The organism is Micromonospora sp. MGP-C2, from assembly GCF_057766525.1.
Map to the genome: position 1 here is coordinate 6,887,194 of NZ_JBYMEN010000002.1, position 19,116 is coordinate 6,906,309.

The 19,116-nt window shown below is 71.8% G+C and carries 15 protein-coding genes, 1 tRNA gene and 1 pseudogene; 15 read left to right on the top strand and 2 right to left on the bottom strand.

Translation table 11 applies throughout. The features are described 5' to 3' along the window. The 14 genes from murJ to AC3CF1_RS31705 all read left to right on the top strand — a co-directional run bounded on the left by murJ (position 1) and on the right by AC3CF1_RS31705 (position 16,665). Positions 1-1,701 (top strand): murein biosynthesis integral membrane protein MurJ, encoded by a 1,701-nt coding sequence (gene murJ, locus AC3CF1_RS31640; protein ID WP_488451901.1) that lies wholly within the window; start codon positions 1-3, stop codon positions 1,699-1,701. After that, a complete protein-coding gene (locus tag AC3CF1_RS31645; RefSeq protein ID WP_488451902.1) occupies positions 1,698-2,867 on the top strand; it encodes a glycosyltransferase family 4 protein in 1,170 nt (389 codons plus the stop codon). The genes murJ and AC3CF1_RS31645 overlap by 4 nt, the downstream gene beginning before the upstream one ends. Then, entirely contained in the window at positions 2,867-5,305 is a 2,439-nt protein-coding gene (locus tag AC3CF1_RS31650; RefSeq protein ID WP_354982682.1) for a hypothetical protein, read from the top strand. Before AC3CF1_RS31645 ends, AC3CF1_RS31650 begins: the two co-directional genes overlap by 1 nt. A 164-nt stretch (positions 5,306-5,469) precedes the next feature. Then, entirely contained in the window at positions 5,470-7,221 is a 1,752-nt protein-coding gene (pyrG, locus tag AC3CF1_RS31655) for a CTP synthase (RefSeq protein WP_088947528.1), read from the top strand. Next, the gene (locus tag AC3CF1_RS31660; protein ID WP_210795505.1) at positions 7,218-7,823 is read left to right on the top strand and encodes an NUDIX domain-containing protein; all 606 of its coding nucleotides are present in this window, start codon (positions 7,218-7,220) and stop codon (positions 7,821-7,823) included. The genes pyrG and AC3CF1_RS31660 overlap by 4 nt, the downstream gene beginning before the upstream one ends. Before the next feature lie 338 nt (positions 7,824-8,161). Continuing rightward, a complete protein-coding gene (ald, locus tag AC3CF1_RS31665; RefSeq protein WP_088947530.1) occupies positions 8,162-9,277 on the top strand; it encodes an alanine dehydrogenase in 1,116 nt (371 codons plus the stop codon). Between the two features lie 67 nt (positions 9,278-9,344). After that, positions 9,345-10,310 carry a site-specific tyrosine recombinase XerD gene (locus AC3CF1_RS31670; protein ID WP_488451903.1) on the top strand — a complete coding sequence of 322 codons (966 nt, stop codon included), beginning with the start codon at positions 9,345-9,347 and terminating at the stop codon, positions 10,308-10,310. A 180-nt stretch (positions 10,311-10,490) separates the two neighbouring features. Beyond that, positions 10,491-11,414 carry a ParA family protein gene (locus AC3CF1_RS31675; protein ID WP_030487987.1) on the top strand — a complete coding sequence of 308 codons (924 nt, stop codon included), beginning with the start codon at positions 10,491-10,493 and terminating at the stop codon, positions 11,412-11,414. Between the two features lie 41 nt (positions 11,415-11,455). Next, positions 11,456-12,448, top strand: a complete 993-nt coding sequence (locus AC3CF1_RS31680) for a segregation and condensation protein A (protein WP_407667286.1) — start codon at positions 11,456-11,458, stop codon at positions 12,446-12,448. Beyond that, positions 12,441-13,361: an SMC-Scp complex subunit ScpB gene (scpB, locus tag AC3CF1_RS31685; RefSeq protein WP_488451904.1), complete on the top strand. Its 921-nt coding sequence runs from the start codon at positions 12,441-12,443 to the stop codon at positions 13,359-13,361. The genes AC3CF1_RS31680 and scpB overlap by 8 nt, the downstream gene beginning before the upstream one ends. Further along, positions 13,348-14,118, top strand: coding sequence for a pseudouridine synthase (locus tag AC3CF1_RS31690; RefSeq protein WP_179778442.1), 771 nt, complete (start codon positions 13,348-13,350; stop codon positions 14,116-14,118). Before scpB ends, AC3CF1_RS31690 begins: the two co-directional genes overlap by 14 nt. Before the next feature lie 194 nt (positions 14,119-14,312). Continuing rightward, positions 14,313-14,993, top strand: a complete 681-nt coding sequence (gene cmk, locus AC3CF1_RS31695) for a (d)CMP kinase (protein WP_354982686.1) — start codon at positions 14,313-14,315, stop codon at positions 14,991-14,993. Next, positions 14,990-16,396, top strand: a complete 1,407-nt coding sequence (gene der, locus AC3CF1_RS31700; RefSeq protein ID WP_327643655.1) for a ribosome biogenesis GTPase Der — start codon at positions 14,990-14,992, stop codon at positions 16,394-16,396. Before cmk ends, der begins: the two co-directional genes overlap by 4 nt. 195 nt (positions 16,397-16,591) lie before the next feature. Further along, positions 16,592-16,665 (top strand) — tRNA-Pro (locus AC3CF1_RS31705). Between the two features lie 69 nt (positions 16,666-16,734). Here AC3CF1_RS31705 and AC3CF1_RS31710 read toward each other — a convergent pair. Then, a pseudogene (locus AC3CF1_RS31710) lies at positions 16,735-17,013 on the bottom strand (tyrosine-type recombinase/integrase); the annotation flags it as partial. Between the two features lie 295 nt (positions 17,014-17,308). Then, positions 17,309-17,734 carry a DUF6924 domain-containing protein gene (locus AC3CF1_RS31715; protein ID WP_354982687.1) on the bottom strand — a complete coding sequence of 142 codons (426 nt, stop codon included), beginning with the start codon at positions 17,732-17,734 and terminating at the stop codon, positions 17,309-17,311. A gap of 725 nt (positions 17,735-18,459) precedes the next feature. On the opposite strand from AC3CF1_RS31715, the gene AC3CF1_RS31720 reads away from it, so the two are divergent. After that, the gene (locus AC3CF1_RS31720; RefSeq protein WP_354982688.1) at positions 18,460-18,960 is read left to right on the top strand and encodes a type 1 periplasmic-binding domain-containing protein; all 501 of its coding nucleotides are present in this window, start codon (positions 18,460-18,462) and stop codon (positions 18,958-18,960) included. Positions 18,961-19,116: the final 156 nt, after the last annotated feature.

Genomic DNA, 19,116 nt, shown 5'->3' on the forward strand with positions numbered 1-19,116 from the left:
GTGACCCGACCGGCCCCCCTCGCCGGCGCCGGCCGGCTGGCCGGGGCAGCCGCGCTCATCGCCGTCCTCACCGTGGCCAGCCGCCTCGCCGGCTTCGGTCGCACCGCCGTGTTCACCTGGAGCCTGGCGCCCACCGACCTCGGCGGCACCTACGTGGTGGCCAACGCCGTGCCGAACTTCATCTTCGAGATCGTCGCCGGGGGAGCGCTGGCCAGTCTCGTCGTACCGCTGCTGGCCGGCGCGGTCGCGGCGGGCGACCGGACGGCGGTGGCCCGCACCACCGGGGCGCTGTTGACCTGGACGTTGGCCCTGCTGCTGCCGCTCGCGCTGCTGGTGGTGGTGTTCGCCGGGCCGGTGGTCGAGTCGCTGGGCCACCATCTGACCACCGCCCAGCAGCAGAGCGGCGTCCGGATGCTGCGGATCTTCGCACCCCAACTGCCGCTGTACGGGGTCGGCATCGTGCTCACCGGTGTGCTCCAGGCGCATCGCCGGTTCGCCTGGCCGGTGCTGGCCCCGTTGCTGTCCAGCCTCACCGTGATCGTCGTCTACCTTGGGTTCACCGCGACGCAGGGCAGGTACGCCACCGTCGGCGGCGTGAGCCCCGGCGGCGAGGTGCTGCTCTCCGCCGGCACCACCCTCGGTGTGGTGGTGCTGTCGTTGTCGCTGCTGATCCCGGTCCGGCGACTGCGGCTGGGGGCGCGGCCTGGGTTCGGGTTCCCCGCCGACGCGCGGGCCCGGGTCGGCGGGTTGGCGGTGGCCGGCGCGGTCACCGTCACCACGCAGCAGATCGCCCTGATCGTCAGCCTGAACCAGGTGACCGCCGGCGCGCGCAGCAACCCGGGCGTCTACAACCTGGTGCAGAGCGTCTACCTGCTGCCGTGGGCGGTGCTCGCGGTGCCGCTGGCCATCGCGGCCTACCCGACCCTGGTGGCGGCGCGGGCCGCCGGTGACGAGGGCACCTACCGGGCGACCCTGTCGTCGGCGGTGCGCGGCGTTCTGCTGTTCAGCTGCCTCGGCACGGCCGCGTTGATCGGGACCGCCGGCCCGGTCGGGCACTTCTTCTTCCCCGCGTCCACGGATTCGGCCTCGACCGCCGCCGCCGCGATCATCGGGTACGCCCCGGGCCTGGTGGGCTACAGCCTGTTCGCGGTGCTCACCCGCGCGCTCTACGCCAGGGGGCAGACCCGGGCCGCCACTGTCGCCACCGCCGTCGGTTTTCTCGTGGTGCCGGCCGCCGTCGTGCTGTTCGGTGCGCTGCTGCCCCTGCGGGACCGGGTGCTCGCGGTGACGTCCGCCAACTCGGTGGGGATGCTGGTGCTCGGGGCGCTGCTGCTCGCGGCGGTGCTGCGCAGCGCCGGCCGTCCCGCCCTCGCGGGCGCGGCACGGGCCGGGGCGGCCGGTGGCCTCGCCGGTGTGCTCGCGGCGCTCGCCGGGCTGGGCCTGACCCGATGGCTCGACACGCCCGGGGGCGGCACCCCGACGATGGCGGCGGCGTTCGGTCAGGGCATGCTGTCCGGGGTTCTGGTCGGGGTGGTGTTCTTCGCCGTGGTCTGGTTCGTCGACCGGCAGGACGTGCAGCCAATGCTCAGCCGGGTGTTGCGCCGTCTGCCTCGGTGGGGGCCACGGGGCCGGGGCGGCGGGCCGACGTCGGGCGCTGTCTCCCCGGAACGGGGCGACGGGAAGGAGACGGCCGCGCGATGAGTGAGCAAGCTCTGCCTGCCGGCTTTTCGGGCAGCGTCGCGTTGGTGCTCGCGTCCAGCACCGGTGGCGTCGGCCAGCACGTCCGTTCGGTGGCGCGTGGCCTCGTCGCCGGCGGCGCCACCGTCGTGGTCTGCGGGCCGGCCGCGACCCAGGAGCAGTTCGACTTCACCGGTGTCGGTGCGCGGTTCGCGCCGGTGGAGATCCCGGCCAGCCCGACGCCGGCCGACGCGCGGGCCGTGCTGGCCCTGCGTCGGGCGCTCGCCGGCTCCCGGGTCGACGTGGTGCACGCGCACGGCCTGCGGGCCGGGTTGGTCGCGGTGCTGGCCCGTCCCGCCGCGCCGCTGATCGTCACCTGGCACAACGCGGTACTCGCCGGTGGACTGCGGGGTGGCATGTCCCGACTGGCGGAGCGCGTGGTGGTCCGTGGTGCCCGGGTGGCCCTGGGCGCCTCCACGGACCTGGTGCGACGCGTCACCGCGCTGGGCGCCACCGACGCCCGACTCGCCCCGGTCGCCGCACCCACGCTGCCCGCGCCCCGTCGACGCCCGGCCGCCGTACGCGCCGAGTTCGGGGTTCGCCCGGACCAGCCGCTGATCCTGTCGGTGGGTCGGTTGCACCCGCAGAAGCGCTACGACGTGCTGATCGACGCCGCCGCCCGCTGGCGTACGCGTACCCCACCGCCGGTCGTGGTGATCGCGGGAAGCGGGCCCGCGTACCTGCCGTTGGCGGCCCGGACGTCCGCGGCCCGCGCCCCGATCACCCTGCTGGGGCACCGCACCGACGTGGCGGACCTGCTGGCCGGCGCCGACCTGGCGGTGGTGACCAGCGACTGGGAGGCCCGGCAGCTCTTCGCCCAGGAGGCGCTGCGCGCCGGCGTACCGCTGGTCGCCACCGCTGTCGGCGGCTTGCCGGAGCTGGTCGGCGACGCCGCCACCCTGATCCCCGCCGGGGACGTCGACGCGGTCGACGCGGCGGTACGCGCGCTGCTGGACGACCCGGCGGCCCGGGCCGAGCTGGGCCGGCGGGGCGCCGAACAGGCGGCGACGTGGCCGACCGAGACGGACACCGTCGCCACGCTGGCCGCCCTCTACGCCGAGCTGGCCGCCGACCACACCGGCCCGGCAGCCACCCCGGGCTCCGACGCCCCCAGAACGGGACACCGGTGATGTTGCGCCGAATCGCCCCCGCCCTGCTGACCGTGCTCGTGGTGGCGCTGGGTGTCACCGCCCTCGCCGCGCGCCCGACGCAGGACAGCCCGCGACGCACCGCCGACTTCGTGGTGCTCGCCGGGGTCGCGGGGCTGCGCTGGGAGGACGTGGATCCGCAGAGCACCCCGACGCTGTGGCGGATGGCCCAGGAGGGGTCGATCGGCTCGCTGTCGGTGCGTTCGGCACACCAACCCACCTGCCCGGTGGACGGCTGGCTGACGCTCGGCGCGGGCAGCTTCGCCGGGTGGAACGGCAGCCGGTTGCCCGGCGGTTGCCCGGCGGCCGGGGTGGCTGTCGAACAACCCGACGGCATCGGCGCGAACCTGCCGGACCAGGAGAGCGTGGTCCAGTACAACCAGCAGCGCCTGCCGTGGAACGCGACGCCCGGATCACTGTCGGAGTCGGTGCGCTGCTCCGTCGCCGTAGGCCCCGGTGCGGCAGTGGCCGCCGCGCGACCGTTCGGCCGCGTCGACCGGTACGCCTCGGCGTTGCCCACTGATCCGCGGACGCTGCTGGGCTCCTGCGTGCTGAGCATCGTCGACCTCGGCACTGTCGAGGGGACCGACCCGGCGACCCGCGCCGAGGAGGCCCGGGAGGCGGACGCCCAACTGGCCCGGGTGCTGGCCGCCCGTCCACCGCGCTCGTTGGTGCTGGTAGCGGGGATCTCCGACACCGCACAGCCGTCGCGGCTGCACGTGGCGGTCGCCGACGGTCCGGGCTGGGAGCGGGGGTGGCTCACCTCGGCGAGCACCGGCCGGGACGGCTACCTGCAACTCGTCGACCTCGCGCCGACCGCGCTCGCCGCGCTGGGCCGGCCGATGCCGGAGCGGCTCTTCCTCGGTCGTCCGGCGGTCAGCACCGGCGGCCGTCCGACCGACCTGGCCGACGCGATCAACGCCCCGGCGGACGCCGATCGGGAGGCGGCCGCCCAGCGCGACGTCTCCGCCGTGTTCTTCACGCTGCTGGCCGGTGTGCAGGTGCTGCTGGCCATCGGCATCCTGCCGCTACTGCGCCGGGCCCGCCCGCACGCCGGGCCGAGTGGCCCGACGCCCGTCTCGGGGCGGGTCGTGGCGGTGGTGGAGCTGCTGCTCGTCGCCGCCGCGTTGACGGTGCCGGCGGCGTTGCTGGCCGACGCGGTGCCGTGGTGGCAGGGCGAGCACCCCGGGTGGATCTTCGCGGGGGTCACCGCGTTCCTGGTGGCCGCGGGCACCGCCGCGGTGCGGTTCACCCCCGGGTACGCGGGCACCCTCGGCCCGGTCGGCGCGGTGGCCGGCCTCACCACCCTCGTCGTCGGCTTGGACGTCCTCACCGGCGCCCGCCTTCAGCTCAACGGCGTGGTCGGCTACTCCGCACTGCAGGGTGGCCGATACTCCGGGCTGAGCACTGTGGGGCTGGGAGTGTTCCTCGCCGGCGCGTTGCTCGCCGGCGGCTGGCTGGCCCAACGGGTGCACCGCGGCTGGAGGCCGGCGGTGATGGTGGCCGTGGGTGGCCTCGCCGTGGTGGTGGTCGGCAGCCCCTTCCTGGGTGCCGACCCGGTCGGCGCGATCGCGCTCACCGCCGGGGTGAGCGTCGCCGCCGTGATCAGCGCCGGCGGATGGTTGACGATCAGCCGGTTGGCCTGGGCCACCATGGCCGCTCTGGCGGTCGGCATCGGCTTCGCCGTGGTGGACCTGCGTCGCCCGTCGGCGGAGCGGGGCAGCCTGGGCCGGTTCCTGTCCGCGCTCGGCGACGGCACCGGCGGGTTCGCCGTGCACCGCTCCAGCACGGAGAACTTCGAGACGTTGGTCAACAGCCCGCTGACCGTGCTGGCGCTGACCGGCGGTTTGCTGGTGTGGTTCGCCCTGTTGCAGCCGTGGGGTGGGCTGATGCGGCTGTTCGGCATCTACCCGGCGGTCCGGGCCGCGTTGGCCGGCACCGTCGTCGCCGCGGTGCTCGGTGGCGTGCTCGACGGCGCGGCGCTGGACGTGATGGGCGCCGCCGCCGCGATGGTGGTGCCGATGGCCGCGTTGGCGTCGCTGCGGGTGCTCGGGCACGCCGCCGACCGGACCCGCCCGGTCCCGGCCCGCTCCTTCGCCGACGGCGCCGACGACGACTCGGGCTCCGGCGGGGTCGTCCCGACCGGTGGCGGTGACGGTCCGACCGGTGGCGGCGGGCCGCTCGGCGCGGTCCACCCCCGTCCGATCAGCGGCCCACCGGCGAGCGCACCACCGCCGGTGACCCCGACCCCGGACGCCCTCACAGCGGACACCCCGGCCCCGGACGCCCCGACCGAGCCCAGCGCCGACGTCGACGCCCCGGCGGAGCCCAGCGACGCCCCGGCGGAGCCGACCGGTGGTGGGGCCGCCGTGCCGCCCCGGCAGGTCACCCGGTCATCGACCGAGGTTGCCGCTTCCTGAGCGCCGGACCGCCTCCGGATGGACCCGCAGGTGTCGCAGCCGGGGTGCGGCCTGCGGGTACCCGCCCGGGAGGTGTTACCGTCGAATCCCGTGGATCGCGTGATCACTTTGCTGATCAAGCACGGCGGTCTGCATGACCGCGACAGACGACACGGGAGCAGGCCTTGGCCCCATCAGCACGGACGACCAGGCACATTTTCGTCACCGGGGGCGTCGCCTCCTCGCTGGGTAAGGGCCTCACCGCCTCCAGCCTCGGCAACCTGCTGACCGCGCGCGGGTTGCGGGTGGTGATGCAGAAGCTCGACCCCTACCTGAACGTCGACCCGGGGACGATGAACCCGTTCCAGCACGGTGAGGTCTTCGTCACCGAGGACGGCGCCGAGACCGACCTCGACGTCGGGCACTACGAGCGCTTCCTCGACCGGGCGCTGTCCGGCAAGGCGAACGTCACCACCGGCCAGATCTACTCCGACGTGATCGCCAAGGAGCGGCGCGGGGAATACCTGGGCGACACCGTCCAGGTCATCCCGCACATCACCAACGAGATCAAGTCCCGGATCCTGGCGATGGCCGACCCGGACGAGGACGGCCACCTCCCCGACGTGGTGATCACCGAGGTCGGCGGCACCGTCGGCGACATCGAGTCGCTGCCGTTTCTGGAGGCGATCCGCCAGGTCCGCCACGACCTGGGCCGGGACAACTGCTTCTACCTGCACGTCTCCCTCGTGCCATACCTGGCGCCGTCGGGTGAGCTGAAGACCAAGCCGACCCAGCACTCGGTGGCGCAGCTGCGCAACATCGGCATCCAGCCGGACGCGATCGTGCTGCGCTGCGACCGGGAGATCCCGGTGAAGCTCAAGGAGAAGCTGTCGCTCTACTGCGACGTGGACACCGAGGCGGTCGTCGCCGCCCCGGACGCCCCGAGCATCTACGACATCCCGAAGGTGCTGCACCGGGAAGGCCTCGACGCGTACGTGGTGCGCCGCCTCGGCCTCTCCTTCCGGGACGTGGACTGGACCAGCTGGGACGACCTGCTGGAGCGGGTGCACCGGCCCCGGCACACGGTCACCGTCGCGGTGGTCGGCAAGTACGTCGACCTGCCCGACGCGTACCTGTCGGTCAGCGAGGCGATCCGGGCGGCCGGGTTCGGCCACCGGGCCCGGGTGCAGCTGCGGTGGGTGCCCAGCGACGAGTGCGTCACCCCGGCAGGTGCCGCGGCGGCGTTGGCCGGCGTGGACGGCATCCTCATTCCCGGCGGCTTCGGCGTGCGCGGCATCGAGGGCAAGATCGGCACCGCCCGGTACGCCCGCGAGAACGGCATCCCGCTGCTCGGCCTCTGCCTCGGTCTGCAGTGCATGACGATCGAGGTGGCCCGGCACCTGGCCAGCCTGGACGGCGCCAATTCGTTGGAGTTCGACGAGCAGGCCGCGCACCCGGTCATCGCCACCATGGCCGACCAGGAGGACATCGTCGCCGGCAAGGGCGACCTGGGCGGCACGATGCGGCTCGGGGCGTACCCGGCGACGCTGACCGAGGGCTCGATCGTCGCCGAGGCGTACGGCAGCACCGAGATCAGCGAGCGGCACCGGCACCGTTACGAGGTGAACAACGCCTACCGGGACGCGCTGACCAAGGCGGGTCTGCACATCTCCGGCACCTCGCCGGACGGCCGACTGGTCGAGTTCGTCGAGCTGGACCGCAGCCTGCACCCGTTCTTCGTGGCCACGCAGGCGCACCCGGAGCTGAAGAGCCGCCCCACCCGACCGCACCCGCTGTTCGCGTCGTTCGTCAAGGCCGCTGTGGCGTACTCGCAGGCCGACCAGCTGCCGGTCGACCTGGACGCGGCGTCGGAGGCCCCGACGACGCGCAAGGCCGCCCGCAACGGCGCCGCGACCAAGGCCGCGTCCTCCTCGTGAGCAATCTTGAGCACCGCTACGAGGTGCGTTCCCGCGAGGAGCGGTACCGGGGGCGGATCTTCGACGTGGTCACCGAGGAGGTGACCATGCCGGGCGGCGGCACCGGGGTGCGTGACCTGGTCCGGCACGTCGGGGCGGTGGCCGTGGTGGCGCTCGACGACGCCGGCCAGGTGGTGCTGATCCGGCAGTACCGGCACCCGGTCGGGCGGCACCTGTGGGAGCTGCCCGCCGGGCTGATGGACGTCTCCGGCGAGGAGTTGCCGGCTGCCGCGCTGCGGGAGCTGGCCGAGGAGGCCGACCTGACCGCCGGGCAGGTCGATGTGCTTGTCGACCTGCACAGCTCGCCCGGGTTCACCAACGAGCTGGTGCGGGTCTTCCTCGCCCGGGATCTCGCCGAGGTGCCGGCCGACGAGCGTCACGAGCGCCGCGACGAGGAGGCCGACCTCCAGGTCGTCCGGATCGACCTGGACGAGGCGGTCGCCATGGTCCTGGCCGGTGAGATCACCAACGCGTCCGCGGTGGCCGGGCTGCTCGCCGCCGCCCGCGCCCGGGACACCGGTTGGTCGACGCTGCGCCGGTCGGACGCGCCGCTGCCACGCTGAGCGTCGTCGCCGGTCACCCCCGCGAGGGGGTACGCGTGAAAAGGGCCCCGCGGTCAGCCGCGGGGCCCTTGCCGGCTGTCCTCAGCGGCATCCGGCAGATCAGGCGATAATGGTCGAACACTGTCCCGACGGCGGGGGCGATGGCGCACCGGTGAGTTCGGGCGGCGCCCTGACACTCCGTCAGGCCATCCGGGCACCGGATGCCACTGTGCTGGCTCGCGGCGGCACCGGGCGCGCCTAGACTGCCGCCGGCGGGACCGGTGGACCGCGGTGGCAATGGGGCCGTCGCGGCACCGAGCAGTCGGGGGAGAGCAGCCCCGAAGAGAGGTGTCTGCATCGTGAAGGTCGGAATCCCACGCGAGGTCAAGAACCACGAGTACCGCGTGGCGATCACGCCAGCGGGCGTCAACGAGTTCACCCGCAGCGGTCACCAGGTCTTCGTCGAGTCCGGCGCCGGCGTCGGCTCCAGCATCACCGACGAGGAGTTCGCCGCCGCGGGCGCGAAGATCCTCGGCACCGCCGACGAGGTGTGGGAGACCGCCGAGCTGGTGCTCAAGGTCAAGGAGCCGATCGCCGAGGAGTACCACCGGATGCGCGAGGGGCAGGTGCTCTTCACCTACCTGCACCTGGCCGCCTCCAAGGAGTGCACCGACGCGCTGGTCGACCGCAAGGTCACCGGCATCGCGTACGAGACGGTCGAGCTGCCCGACCGGTCGCTGCCGCTGCTCGCCCCGATGTCCGAGGTGGCCGGCCGGCTCGCCCCGCAGATGGGCGCCTTCTACATGATGCGCACCGGCGGGGGGCGCGGTGTGCTGCCCGGCGGTGTCTCCGGGGTGTACGCGGCCAAGACCGTGGTCATCGGCGCCGGCGTCTCCGGCATGAACGCCGCCGCGATCGCGCTGGGCCTGCAGTCCGAGGTGCTGCTGCTGGACAAGAATGTCGCCCGGCTGCGCTCGGCCGACGCCATCTACCGGGGCCACCTGCAGACCGTCGCGTCCAACGCCTACGAGGTCGAGCGGGCCGTGCTCGACGCCGACCTGGTCATCGGCGCGGTGCTGGTGCCCGGCACGAAGGCGCCGACGCTGATCTCCAACGAGCTGGTCTCCCGGATGAAGCCGGGCAGTGTGCTCGTCGACATCGCCATCGACCAGGGCGGCTGCTTCGAGGACTCGCGCCCCACCACGCACGCCGACCCGGTCTACAAGGTGCACGAGTCGATCTTCTACTGCGTGGCGAACATGCCCGGCGCGGTGCCGAACACCAGCACCTACGCGCTGACCAACGTCACCCTGCCGTACGCCCTGGAGCTGGCCAACCAGGGCTGGCGCGAGGCGCTGCGCAACGACCCGGCGCTGGCGCTGGGCCTGAACACCCACGACGGGCAGGTCACCTACGGCCCGGTCGCCGAGGCGCACGGCATGGACGTGCTCCCGCTGGCCGACGCGCTGGCCTGAGCGGTGGTGGCCGAGCGGTAGCGAGCCGAGGGGCAGGGCACTGACCGACCGTGTAGCCGGCGCCGGCGTGGGCGAACAGCCCGCGCCGGCCCTGCGCCGTGCCGTGCGCGGTTACCTCGACCACCTGACCGTCGAACGTGGCCTGTCGGCGAACACGCTCACCTCGTACCGTCGGGATCTGGACCGCTATCTCGACACCCTGGTCGGCGCCGGCGTCACCGACCTCGCGTCGGTCGGCGCCGGCCTGGTCGAGGCGCACCTGGCGCGGCTGCGCGCGGGCGACGACGCCCACCCGCCGTTGGCGGTCTCCTCCGCCGCCCGGGCGGCCAGCGCGGTTCGCGGCCTGCACCGCTTCGCGCTGCGTGAGGGGCTGGCCGGCGTCGACCCCAGCCGCGACGTCCGCCCGCCCACCCCGCCGCGACGGCTGCCCCGGGCCCTGCCGGTCGACGACGTGGTCCGGCTGTTGGACATCGCCGGCCCGATCACCGCCACCAGCGAGGACGCGCCCCTCGCGCTGCGCGACCGGGCGTTGCTGGAGTTCCTGTACGGCACCGGGGCGCGGATCTCCGAGGCGGTCGGCGCCGCCGTGGACGACCTCGACACCGACGAGGGCACCGTTCTGCTGCGCGGCAAGGGCGGCCGGGTCCGGCTGGTGCCGATCGGCGGGTACGCCGTCGACGCCGTCCGCGCGTACCTGGTCCGGGCCCGCCCTTCGCTGGCCGCCTCCGGCCGGGGAACACCGGCGGTGTTCCTCAACGCCCGCGGTGGCGCGCTGTCCCGCCAGGGCGCCTGGGGAATCCTGCGCCGCGCCGCCGAGCGGGCCGGGCTGCCCGTCGACGGGCCCGCCGCCGTCTCCCCGCACACCCTGCGCCACTCGTACGCCACGCATCTGCTCGACGGCGGCGCCGACGTCCGGGTGGTCCAGGAGCTGCTCGGGCACGCATCGGTGACCACCACCCAGGTCTACACGTTGGTCACCGTGGAGCGGCTGCGCGAGGTGTACGCCACCGCGCATCCGCGCGCCCGGGGCTGAACAGGTCGCGGTCGGCTCCGACACGCCGGGCCGGTGCCGAACCCCCTGCTGGTCGGTGGCGTACAGTCGGCATCGGCGCGGACCTCCTGGGGCGACACGACCGGGGTGCGCAGCGGCGCCGCGAAGGACGTCGGACGGCTCCGACGCCGGGTGGGGTCGTCGGGAGGGGGCAACGAGCACATGGCTGGCAACGGTGACCGTGCCGAGACCTGGACGTCGGAGCTCCGCGAGCAGCAGGCCACGCTCGGCGCGGACCTCGGTCCTGCGGACCCGGCTGCCTACACGATGCGCAAGCCCATTCCGGAGCCGATGCCCACCGATCGGCACGGCCCCGCGCGCATCATCGCGATGGCCAACCAGAAGGGTGGCGTCGGTAAGACCACGACCACCATCAACCTGGGCGCGGCGCTCGCGGAATATGGCCGCAAGGTGCTGCTGGTCGACTTCGACCCGCAGGGCGCGCTCTCGGTGGGGTTGGGCGTCAATCCGCACAACCTCGACCTGTCCATCTACAACCTGCTCATGCAGGACGACATCATCGCCGAGGACGTCGTCATCAAGACCGACGTCGCGGGGCTGCACCTGCTGCCGGCCAACATCGACCTCTCCGCCGCCGAGATCCAGCTCGTCAACGAGGTGGCCCGGGAGATGGCCCTGGCGCGGGTGCTGCGCACGGTCCGCAAGGAATACGACTACATCCTGATCGACTGCCAGCCGTCGCTCGGCCTGCTGGCGATCAACGCGCTGACCGTCGCGCACGGCGTGCTCATCCCGCTGGAGTGCGAGTTCTTCAGCCTGCGCGGTGTGGCGCTGCTGCTGGACACCATCGACAAGGTGCGCGAGCGACTCAACTTCGACCTGGAGCTGGAAGGCATCCTCGCCACCATGTACGACAGCCGCACCACGCACTGCCGTCAGGTGTTGCAGCGGGTCGTGGAGGCGTTCGGCGACAAGGTCTACCAGACGGTCATCACCAAGACGGTGAAGTTCCCCGAGTCCACGGTGGCCGGTGCGCCGATCACGACGATGGACCCGGCGTCCTCCGGGGCACGTAACTACCGTCAGCTGGCCCGCGAGGTGATCGCCGCCCAGTCGGAGCGGTAGCCGGAACGCCCGGTGCCCGCCTCGTGGACTACGGTCGTGCGGTGACCGCGCCACCCCTTGACCCGCCCGAGGCCGCTGCCACGGCGGTGGTCGATGGTGTGCCGCCCGCCGACGTGGCTGCCGACCTGCCCGCCGAGCCGGCTTCCACCGGTTTCACGGTGCGGCTGGCCAACTTCACCGGCCCGTTCGATCTGCTGCTGCAACTGATCGGCAAGCACAAGCTCGACGTGACCGAGGTGGCCCTGCACACGGTCACCGACGAGTTCATCGCCTACATCCGGGCCATGGGCGACAACTGGGACCTGGACGAGGCGAGTGAGTTCCTGCTGATCGCCGCGACGCTGCTCGACCTGAAGGCGGCCCGGCTGCTGCCCTCCGCCGAGGTGGAGGACGAGGCCGACCTGGCCCTGCTGGAGGCCCGGGACCTGCTCTTCGCCCGGCTGTTGCAGTACAAGGCGTACAAGGAAGCGGCGGCGTACATCGCCGAGTTGGAGGCCGTCGGCGGCCGGCGGTACCCGCGGGCGGTCAGCCTGGAGGCACGCTACGCCGACGCGCTGCCCGACCTGGTTCTCGGCATCGGCCCGCAGCGGCTGCTGAAACTGGCCGTGAAGGCGATGACCCCGAAGCCGGTGCCGGAGGTCTCCATCGCCCACGTGCACATGGTCCGGGTCAGTGTCCGGGAACACGCGGCGATCCTCGCTACCCGGCTGCGCCGGGCCGGCACGGCCACGTTCTCGCTGCTCTGCGCGGACTGTGAGGCGACCCTGGAGGTGGTGGCGCGGTTCCTCGCGCTGCTGGAGCTCTACCGGGAGGGCCTGGTGTCCTTCGTGCAGGAGCAGGCCCTGGAGGAGCTGACCGTTCGCTGGACCGGCCCGGCCGACGGTGACACCGAGGTGCACGTCGACGAGTACGCGGGCAGCCCGGCCGACCCGGAGCCGGTGGCGCAGACCGGGGGACCGGAGGCACCGGAGTTGCCGGGGGAGCCCTCTGGGGTGGACGGGACGGAAACGACGGAGGATGAGCGCGATGAGTGACGAGGATCGCCGGGACTCCCTGGCCGACCAGGCGGCCGCCTGGGTCCCCCCGTGGGAACGCCCCCGTCCGCCCGCCGCCGAACCGGACACCGCAGACACCGCGTCGGACATCACCGCACCTTCGCCGGCCACGGACGATCTCGCGGCGCAGCCGCCCGTCCAGGAGCCGGAATCCGCCGCGCTCCCCGGCGATCTGGACCGCGCCGAGCCGGACCGCGCCGAATCGGACCGCGCCGAATCGGACCGCAGCGAGCCGGAGCCCGGCGAGCCGGTCGTGGGGGAGTCGTCCGAGGCTGCGGGCGTACCCCGGCGGCAGGCTGCGGGGCGGCGGCGGGTGACGGCCGCGCCGGAGCCCGCGCCGGACCTGTCCGACACCGAGTTGCGCGGCGCCCTGGAGGCGATCCTGCTGGTGGTCGACGAGCCGGTCAGTGAGCTGGTCCTGGCCCAGGTGCTGGAGCAGCCGGCGGAACGGGTCGGGCCGATGCTGGACGAGATCGCCGCCGGCTACACCGCCGCCGGGCACGGGTTCGAGCTGCGCCGGGCGGCCGGCGGGTGGCGGCTGTACACCCGGCCGGAATACGCTACGTACGTTGAGCGGTTCGTGTTGGACGGGCAGTCCGTACGGCTGACCCAGGCGGCGTTGGAGACGCTCGCCGTGGTCGCCTACAAGCAGCCGGTGACCCGTTCGCGAATCTCAGCCATCCGGGGTGTGAACTGCGACGGGGTCATCCGTACGCTGGTCACCCGCGGCCTCGTCGAGGAGTGCGGCACCGAAACGGACAGCGGGGCGTTCCTGTACAAGACCACCACGCTGTTCCTGGAGAAGCTCGGGCTGAACACCGTTGACGAGCTGCCGCCCCTCGCACCCTTCCTGCCCGACGACGTAGAAGAGCTTGCTGATGCGACCCGATAACCGTTCCCCCAAACCCGACGCCCCTGTCTTCGAGGGGGCTGAGCGCCTGCAGAAGGTGCTCGCCGCCGCCGGCGTGGGTTCCCGGCGTGCCTGCGAGGACCTGATCTTCCGCCGCCGGGTCACCGTGGACGGGCGGGTCGCCAAGCTCGGCGACAAGGTCGACCCGGCCACCGCCGTGATCCACGTGGACGGCGAGCGCCTCCAGGTCGACGTCCGCCTGGTCTACGTGGCGATGAACAAGCCGCGCGGGGTGGTCACCACCATGGCGGACGAAAAGGGACGCAACGAGCTGTCCGACTTCATCGGCGCCCGGCTGGAGCAGCGGGTCTACCACGTCGGTCGGCTCGACGCGGACAGCGAGGGCCTGCTGCTGCTCACCAACGACGGCACCCTCGCGCACAAGCTCATGCACCCCTCGTACCAGGTGCTGAAGACCTACCTCGCCGAGGTGGTCGGGCCTATTCCGCGCAACCTGAGCAAGCGGCTGTTGGCCGGGGTCGAGCTGGAGGACGGGCCGGTGAAGGTCGACTCGTTCAAGGTGGTGGACACTCTGGGCAAATCCGCCCAGGTGGAGCTGAGCCTGCACGAGGGCCGCAAGCACATCGTCCGGCGGCTGATGGAGGAGGTCGGCCACCCGGTCACCCGGCTGGTGCGTACCTCGATCGGTCCGATCCGGCTGGGTGACCTGCGCACCGGGCGGATCCGGCGGTTGACCAACGCCGAGGTCGCCGCCCTGTTCAACGCGGTGGGTGACTGACCCCCGAGTTCGGGTACGGCTGCCGGTAGGCTTCGCAACGGCCGAGACGCGGCCGCCGGGGTGGCGTGGGTCGCCTCCGGCGGCGTCGCGCGCAGGTCCGCCACGGACCGCGGGCATGATTGATGACGATTGACAAACCGCTTGCGGCGCCAGATCACCGGGCGATCCGTGAGGTACGGGCTGAGGAGGACACGGTGGAGGAAAACGTACGGGCCAGGCGATGTGTGGTCGCTGTGGACGGGCCGTCCGGTTCGGGTAAGTCCACCGTGTCGCGGCGGCTCGCCGTCGCGATCGGTGCGCGCTACCTGGACACCGGAGCGATGTACCGGGCGATCACGTTCGCCGTGCTGCGCTCCGGCGTGGATCTCACCGACGCCGCGTCGGTGGCCAAGGTCGCCGGCGAGGTCAAGCTGCACATCGGCACCCACCCGCAGGGGTACGCGGTGACCGTCGACGGTGTGGGCGTGGACGCGGACATCCGCGGCCCGGAGGTAACCGGCGCGGTTTCCGCCGTCGCCGCCGTGCCGGCTGTTCGTGAACTGCTCGTCACCCGGCAGCGCGAGATGATCGCCAACGTCGGCCGGATCGTCGTCGAGGGTCGGGACATCGGCTCGGTCGTCGCGCCGGACGCGGACCTGAAGGTCTTCCTGACCGCCTCCGAGGAGGCCCGTGCCGCCCGGCGTAGCGCGGAGGACGCCGCTGACCTGGCGGCCACCGCCGCCGACCTGGCGCGACGGGACCGGCTCGACTCGACCCGCAAGGTCAACCCACTGGCGCAGGCGCCCGACGCGGTGGTGCTGGACACCACCGAGCTGGGCATCGACGAGGTCGTGGCGCGGTTGCACGAGCTGCTCACCGAGCGGGGTGTGGCATGAGTAGCGATGGTGGTGGCTGGGTCGAGCTGCGGGAGCCCGAGGTTGCCGTCGAGGAACCGAGCGGCCCGCAGCCGGTGGTGGCCGTGGTCGGTCGCCCCAACGTGGGTAAGTCCACTCTGGTCAACCGGATCATCGGCCGCCGCCAGGCGGTCGTCGAGGACGTGCCCGGTGTGACCCGGGACCGGGTGCCGTATGACGCGCAGTGGAACGGCCGGGCGTTCACCGTGGTGGACACCGGCGGTTGGGAGCCGGACGCGAAGGACCGCGCCGCGGCCATCGCGGCGCAGGCCGAGACGGCGGTCGTCACCGCCGACGTGGTCCTCTTCGTGGTCGACGCGATGGTGGGCTCCACCGACGTGGACGAGGCCGCGGTGAAGATGCTGCGGCGCAGCGCCAAGCCGGTGATCCTGGTGGCCAACAAGGCTGACAACACCTCCATCGAGATGGAGGCCGTGTCGCTGTGGTCGCTCGGCCTCGGCGAGCCGTTCCCGGTCTCCGCGCTGCACGGGCGAGGCTCCGGCGACCTGCTGGACGCCATCCTCGCCGCGCTGCCGGAAGCCCCGGCGATCGTGGAGAACCGGCCGCGCGGACCCCGCCGGGTGGCGCTGGTCGGGCGGCCGAACGTGGGCAAGTCCAGCCTGCTCAACCGGTTCTCCGGTGAGGAGCGGGCGGTCGTCGACTCGGTGGCGGGCACCACTGTGGACCCGGTCGACAGCCTCGTCGAGATCGGCGGCCAGACCTGGCAGCTGGTCGACACCGCCGGGTTGCGCAAGCGGGTCGGCAAGGCCAGCGGCACCGAGTACTACGCCAGCCTGCGCACCGCCGGCGCCATCGAGGCCGCCGAGGTGGCCGTGGTGCTGCTGGACTCCAGCGAGCCGATCAGCGAGCAGGACCAGCGGATCCTGTCGATGGTGACCGAGTCGGGTCGGGCGCTGGTCATCGCGTTCAACAAGTGGGACCTGGTCGACGCCGACCGTCGGTACTACCTGGACAAGGAAATCGACCGGGAGCTGCGCCGCATCCCCTGGGCGATCCGCCTGAACCTGTCCGCGATGACCGGCCGTGCGGTGGACAAGCTGGCCCCGGCCCTGAACAAGGCGCTCGCCAGCTGGGAAACGCGAGTGCCGACCGCGCACCTCAACCAGTGGCTGACCGCGCTGGTGCAGGCCACCCCGCACCCGGTGCGGGGCGGTCGCGCGCCGCGGATTCTGTTCGCCACGCAGGCCGGCGTGGCGCCGCCGCGGTTCGTGCTCTTCACCACCGGTCCGCTGGACGCTGGATACCAGCGCTTCGTCGAGCGCAAGCTCCGCGAGGAATTCGGGTACGAAGGCAGCCCGATCGAAATCTCGGTCCGCCCCCGCAAGAAGCTAGGCCCCGGCGGCCGAGGCAAGGCGCACGGCTGACCTGCCCCTGTTCTCCCGAAATGCCGGATGGGCGGTCCTCGCCCGTCCGGCATTTCTTCAACCCCACCCTCCTAGGACGCTTTAGGGGGTGTGCGGTGGTTCCGTTGGCTCGCGGCGCGGGTGGGGCCTGTGCGAACGAGCCGGGGCTGCTGCGCTAAGCTGTACCGGCTGTCGCGTTGGGAAACCACGCGAGGGCGGGACGTGGCGCAGCTTGGTAGCGCACTTGACTGGGGGTCAAGGGGTCGTCGGTTCGAATCCGGCCGTCCCGACGCAGGTGAGGGGCCATCTCGGATGATCGAGACGGCCCCTTTGTCGTACCTGGGTGACTAACTGAGTGACTACGCCTTAGCGTCGAAGATCCGGTCCATGGCGACTGCACCGCCCAGGAACACCGGCCGAAGTTGGTGCCGGTAGACGCTCTCTGTAACCGTCGTACCGGAGTGGCCGCAGAGATCCGCGATCTGTTCAAGGCTCATGCCGCTGTCCGACAGTAGGGACACGAAGCTGTGCCGCAGCTCGCGGGGAGTCCAGTCGCGCGGGTCGAGGCCCGCTTTGGCGACGACGGGGCGGAAGGCTCGAAGCACGTTGTGCCGATCGAGGGCCGTGCCGGCGGCAGCTAATCCTCTCCGAGTTGGCTCGTTTAAGCCGAACTGCTGATCTTGCTGGCTGGATCTCGGCTGCTACCGGCGGCGTTGTGGGAGTGACGCCAGAGCAGTTGACGTGCCCGACGCGTGCCCGCTGTAGCGGTCAACATCCGTCGGCAACGGCACGCTGAGGGTCCGCAGGCTGAACGGTCTGTCCTTGTCCACCCGGCCGCGCGGCTACACACCGTGCAGATCAATCCGATTCCCAAGCTGACAGTGTGGTTCGATCTCCGTCACCGGCTGAGCAAGTAGGCCCCAGACCAGGACGTCAGTCCCCGTCGAAGCCCCGGTACGTGTCCGACCTATCGATGGCGTTGGCGAACTCGGCAAAGTCCATGTTCGCGATGGTGAGGTTGGTCGAGACGTCCGCGTACCAGCGGGGCGGCACCCGGAAGGTGCGGCCCGGCTCGTCCGCCAGGTCGAGTGCGAGAAGCGGACGTTCGACGTCCGTCATCGTGGTCGCGTCGGCAAGGAAGAGGTACGTCAGCCTGTCGTCTTGGCTTGCTGCGTTGTCGGCGTCGACCAGCTCATGGAGGCTCACGCCCTTGTACTTCGGGTCGCTGACGAAGGTGGCGCTGTCTTCGCCCTCCCAGGTGCGCAAGGCCGCCTTCACGGCTTCCCAGGCAGTGTCGTCGGTGAAGTCCGTACGGAGCACCAGCGATGTGAGGTCGTTGGGTTGAGGTAGAGAGATCACGATGACATCCTCCCCAGCCCTCCGCTGGGTGACTAGCCGGGTGACGATCGGGACGGACGCCAGCGGACGAGCAGGGACCTTGATGGAGGGCTTCGGCAGGCCAGCCCCTGTGGAACGGCAGGTCAGCACCTCGTGTTGGTTGCCTGGGGGTCAAGGGGTCGTCGGTTCGAATCCGGCCGTCCCGACCGATTGACCTGGGGAGATGAGGATCTTCTCGGGTAACGGCGGTAACATCCGGTAACGGATGATCTTTGTGGGCGGTAACCGCGTGGATGGTTGGCCATTGGCGCGCCCGCTGCACAACGCTCTGACCTGCCGCTTCATCTGCGTACTGGATGGAGCGGCAGTTTTGCTCTTGATTCCGCGTCAAGTGCTGCAGATGTTGCTAGCTGTCGCTACGTCGGATGATGCGACTCCCGATGCGCAGAGGATCGTCGGTGAGTCGAGCCCACGACGATCCGAGCCGAATCAGCCGATCTTCCGCACGGCGCCGACGGGCCATGGCTGCTCGGGACGTTGGACTACGAAGACGCCCGCCGGCCCGCTTTGATGTCCGGGTGCCGTCCGCGACGAACGGGCTGGTCCACGACGGCCGTTGTCTTCCGCGCCGTATCGCGGAGACGCGGGCGGTGTGGCTCCGATCAAGGCATGATCGACGAGTCTTCTTCTCACCCGTATCCTCGGCCGGTGCGGGGGACCCACCGCCGTCGCGAGGAGGTCAGCAGGTGTACAGGTATTTGCAGCGGCGGTGGGTGGTGGTCGGGCTCGTGGCTCTGGCCGTCGCGGTGGTGCTGGCGTGGGTCGTCTGGCCCGACCACACCTCTGCACCTCGGCAGCGGCAGTACCGCGACGTCACCGCCTGCTTGCTGACCGACGACAAGGGGTTGGCAAGCCGCGACGCGCGGGCCGCCTGGACCGGGATGCAACGTGCGTCGGTTGAGTCGCTGGTGCAGGTGCAGTACCTGGCCGCGAATGGCGTCCAAGACAGGTCCAATGTGGCTGCCTACTTCAACACGTTGGCTGCCCAGGGGTGCGAGATGGTCATCGCGGTCGGGGTTGGTCCGGTGGATGCGTTGATCGCGGGTAAGGGCCGCTTTCCATCGATTCGGTATGTGGTCGTGGGTGGCGTGCCGACCGCCGATGTGACCATCGTGGATGCTGACCCTCCAGAAGGGATCGTCGATGGGGTTGCCGCGGCCGTGCGGACCTTGCCCGCTTCGACCTAACATGTAAAAACTTGGCCACTGACGGCCATTGTTTTCTCAGCAAACGTCCAGGAAGCTTCCCGTTGCATGATCAAGCTACGGGGGAGGGCTGCCATGGGCGGTCGGCATGATGCTGTTCGCGGTGTGTTGGCACGTCGGCGTGCTCGCGGCTCGCGG

Bases quoted from the DNA above. Each gene is read 5' to 3' on its own strand.
- AC3CF1_RS31645 (WP_488451902.1), top strand. From the start codon at position 1,698: ATGAGTGAGCAAGCTCTGCCTGCCGGCTTTTCGGGCAGCGTCGCGTTG.
- AC3CF1_RS31650 (WP_354982682.1), top strand. From the start codon at position 2,867: ATGTTGCGCCGAATCGCCCCCGCCCTGCTGACCGTGCTCGTGGTGGCG.
- AC3CF1_RS31675 (WP_030487987.1), top strand. From the start codon at position 10,491: ATGGCTGGCAACGGTGACCGTGCCGAGACCTGGACGTCGGAGCTCCGC.
- scpB (WP_488451904.1), top strand. From the start codon at position 12,441: ATGAGTGACGAGGATCGCCGGGACTCCCTGGCCGACCAGGCGGCCGCC.
- AC3CF1_RS31690 (WP_179778442.1), top strand. From the start codon at position 13,348: ATGCGACCCGATAACCGTTCCCCCAAACCCGACGCCCCTGTCTTCGAG.
- der (WP_327643655.1), top strand. From the start codon at position 14,990: ATGAGTAGCGATGGTGGTGGCTGGGTCGAGCTGCGGGAGCCCGAGGTT.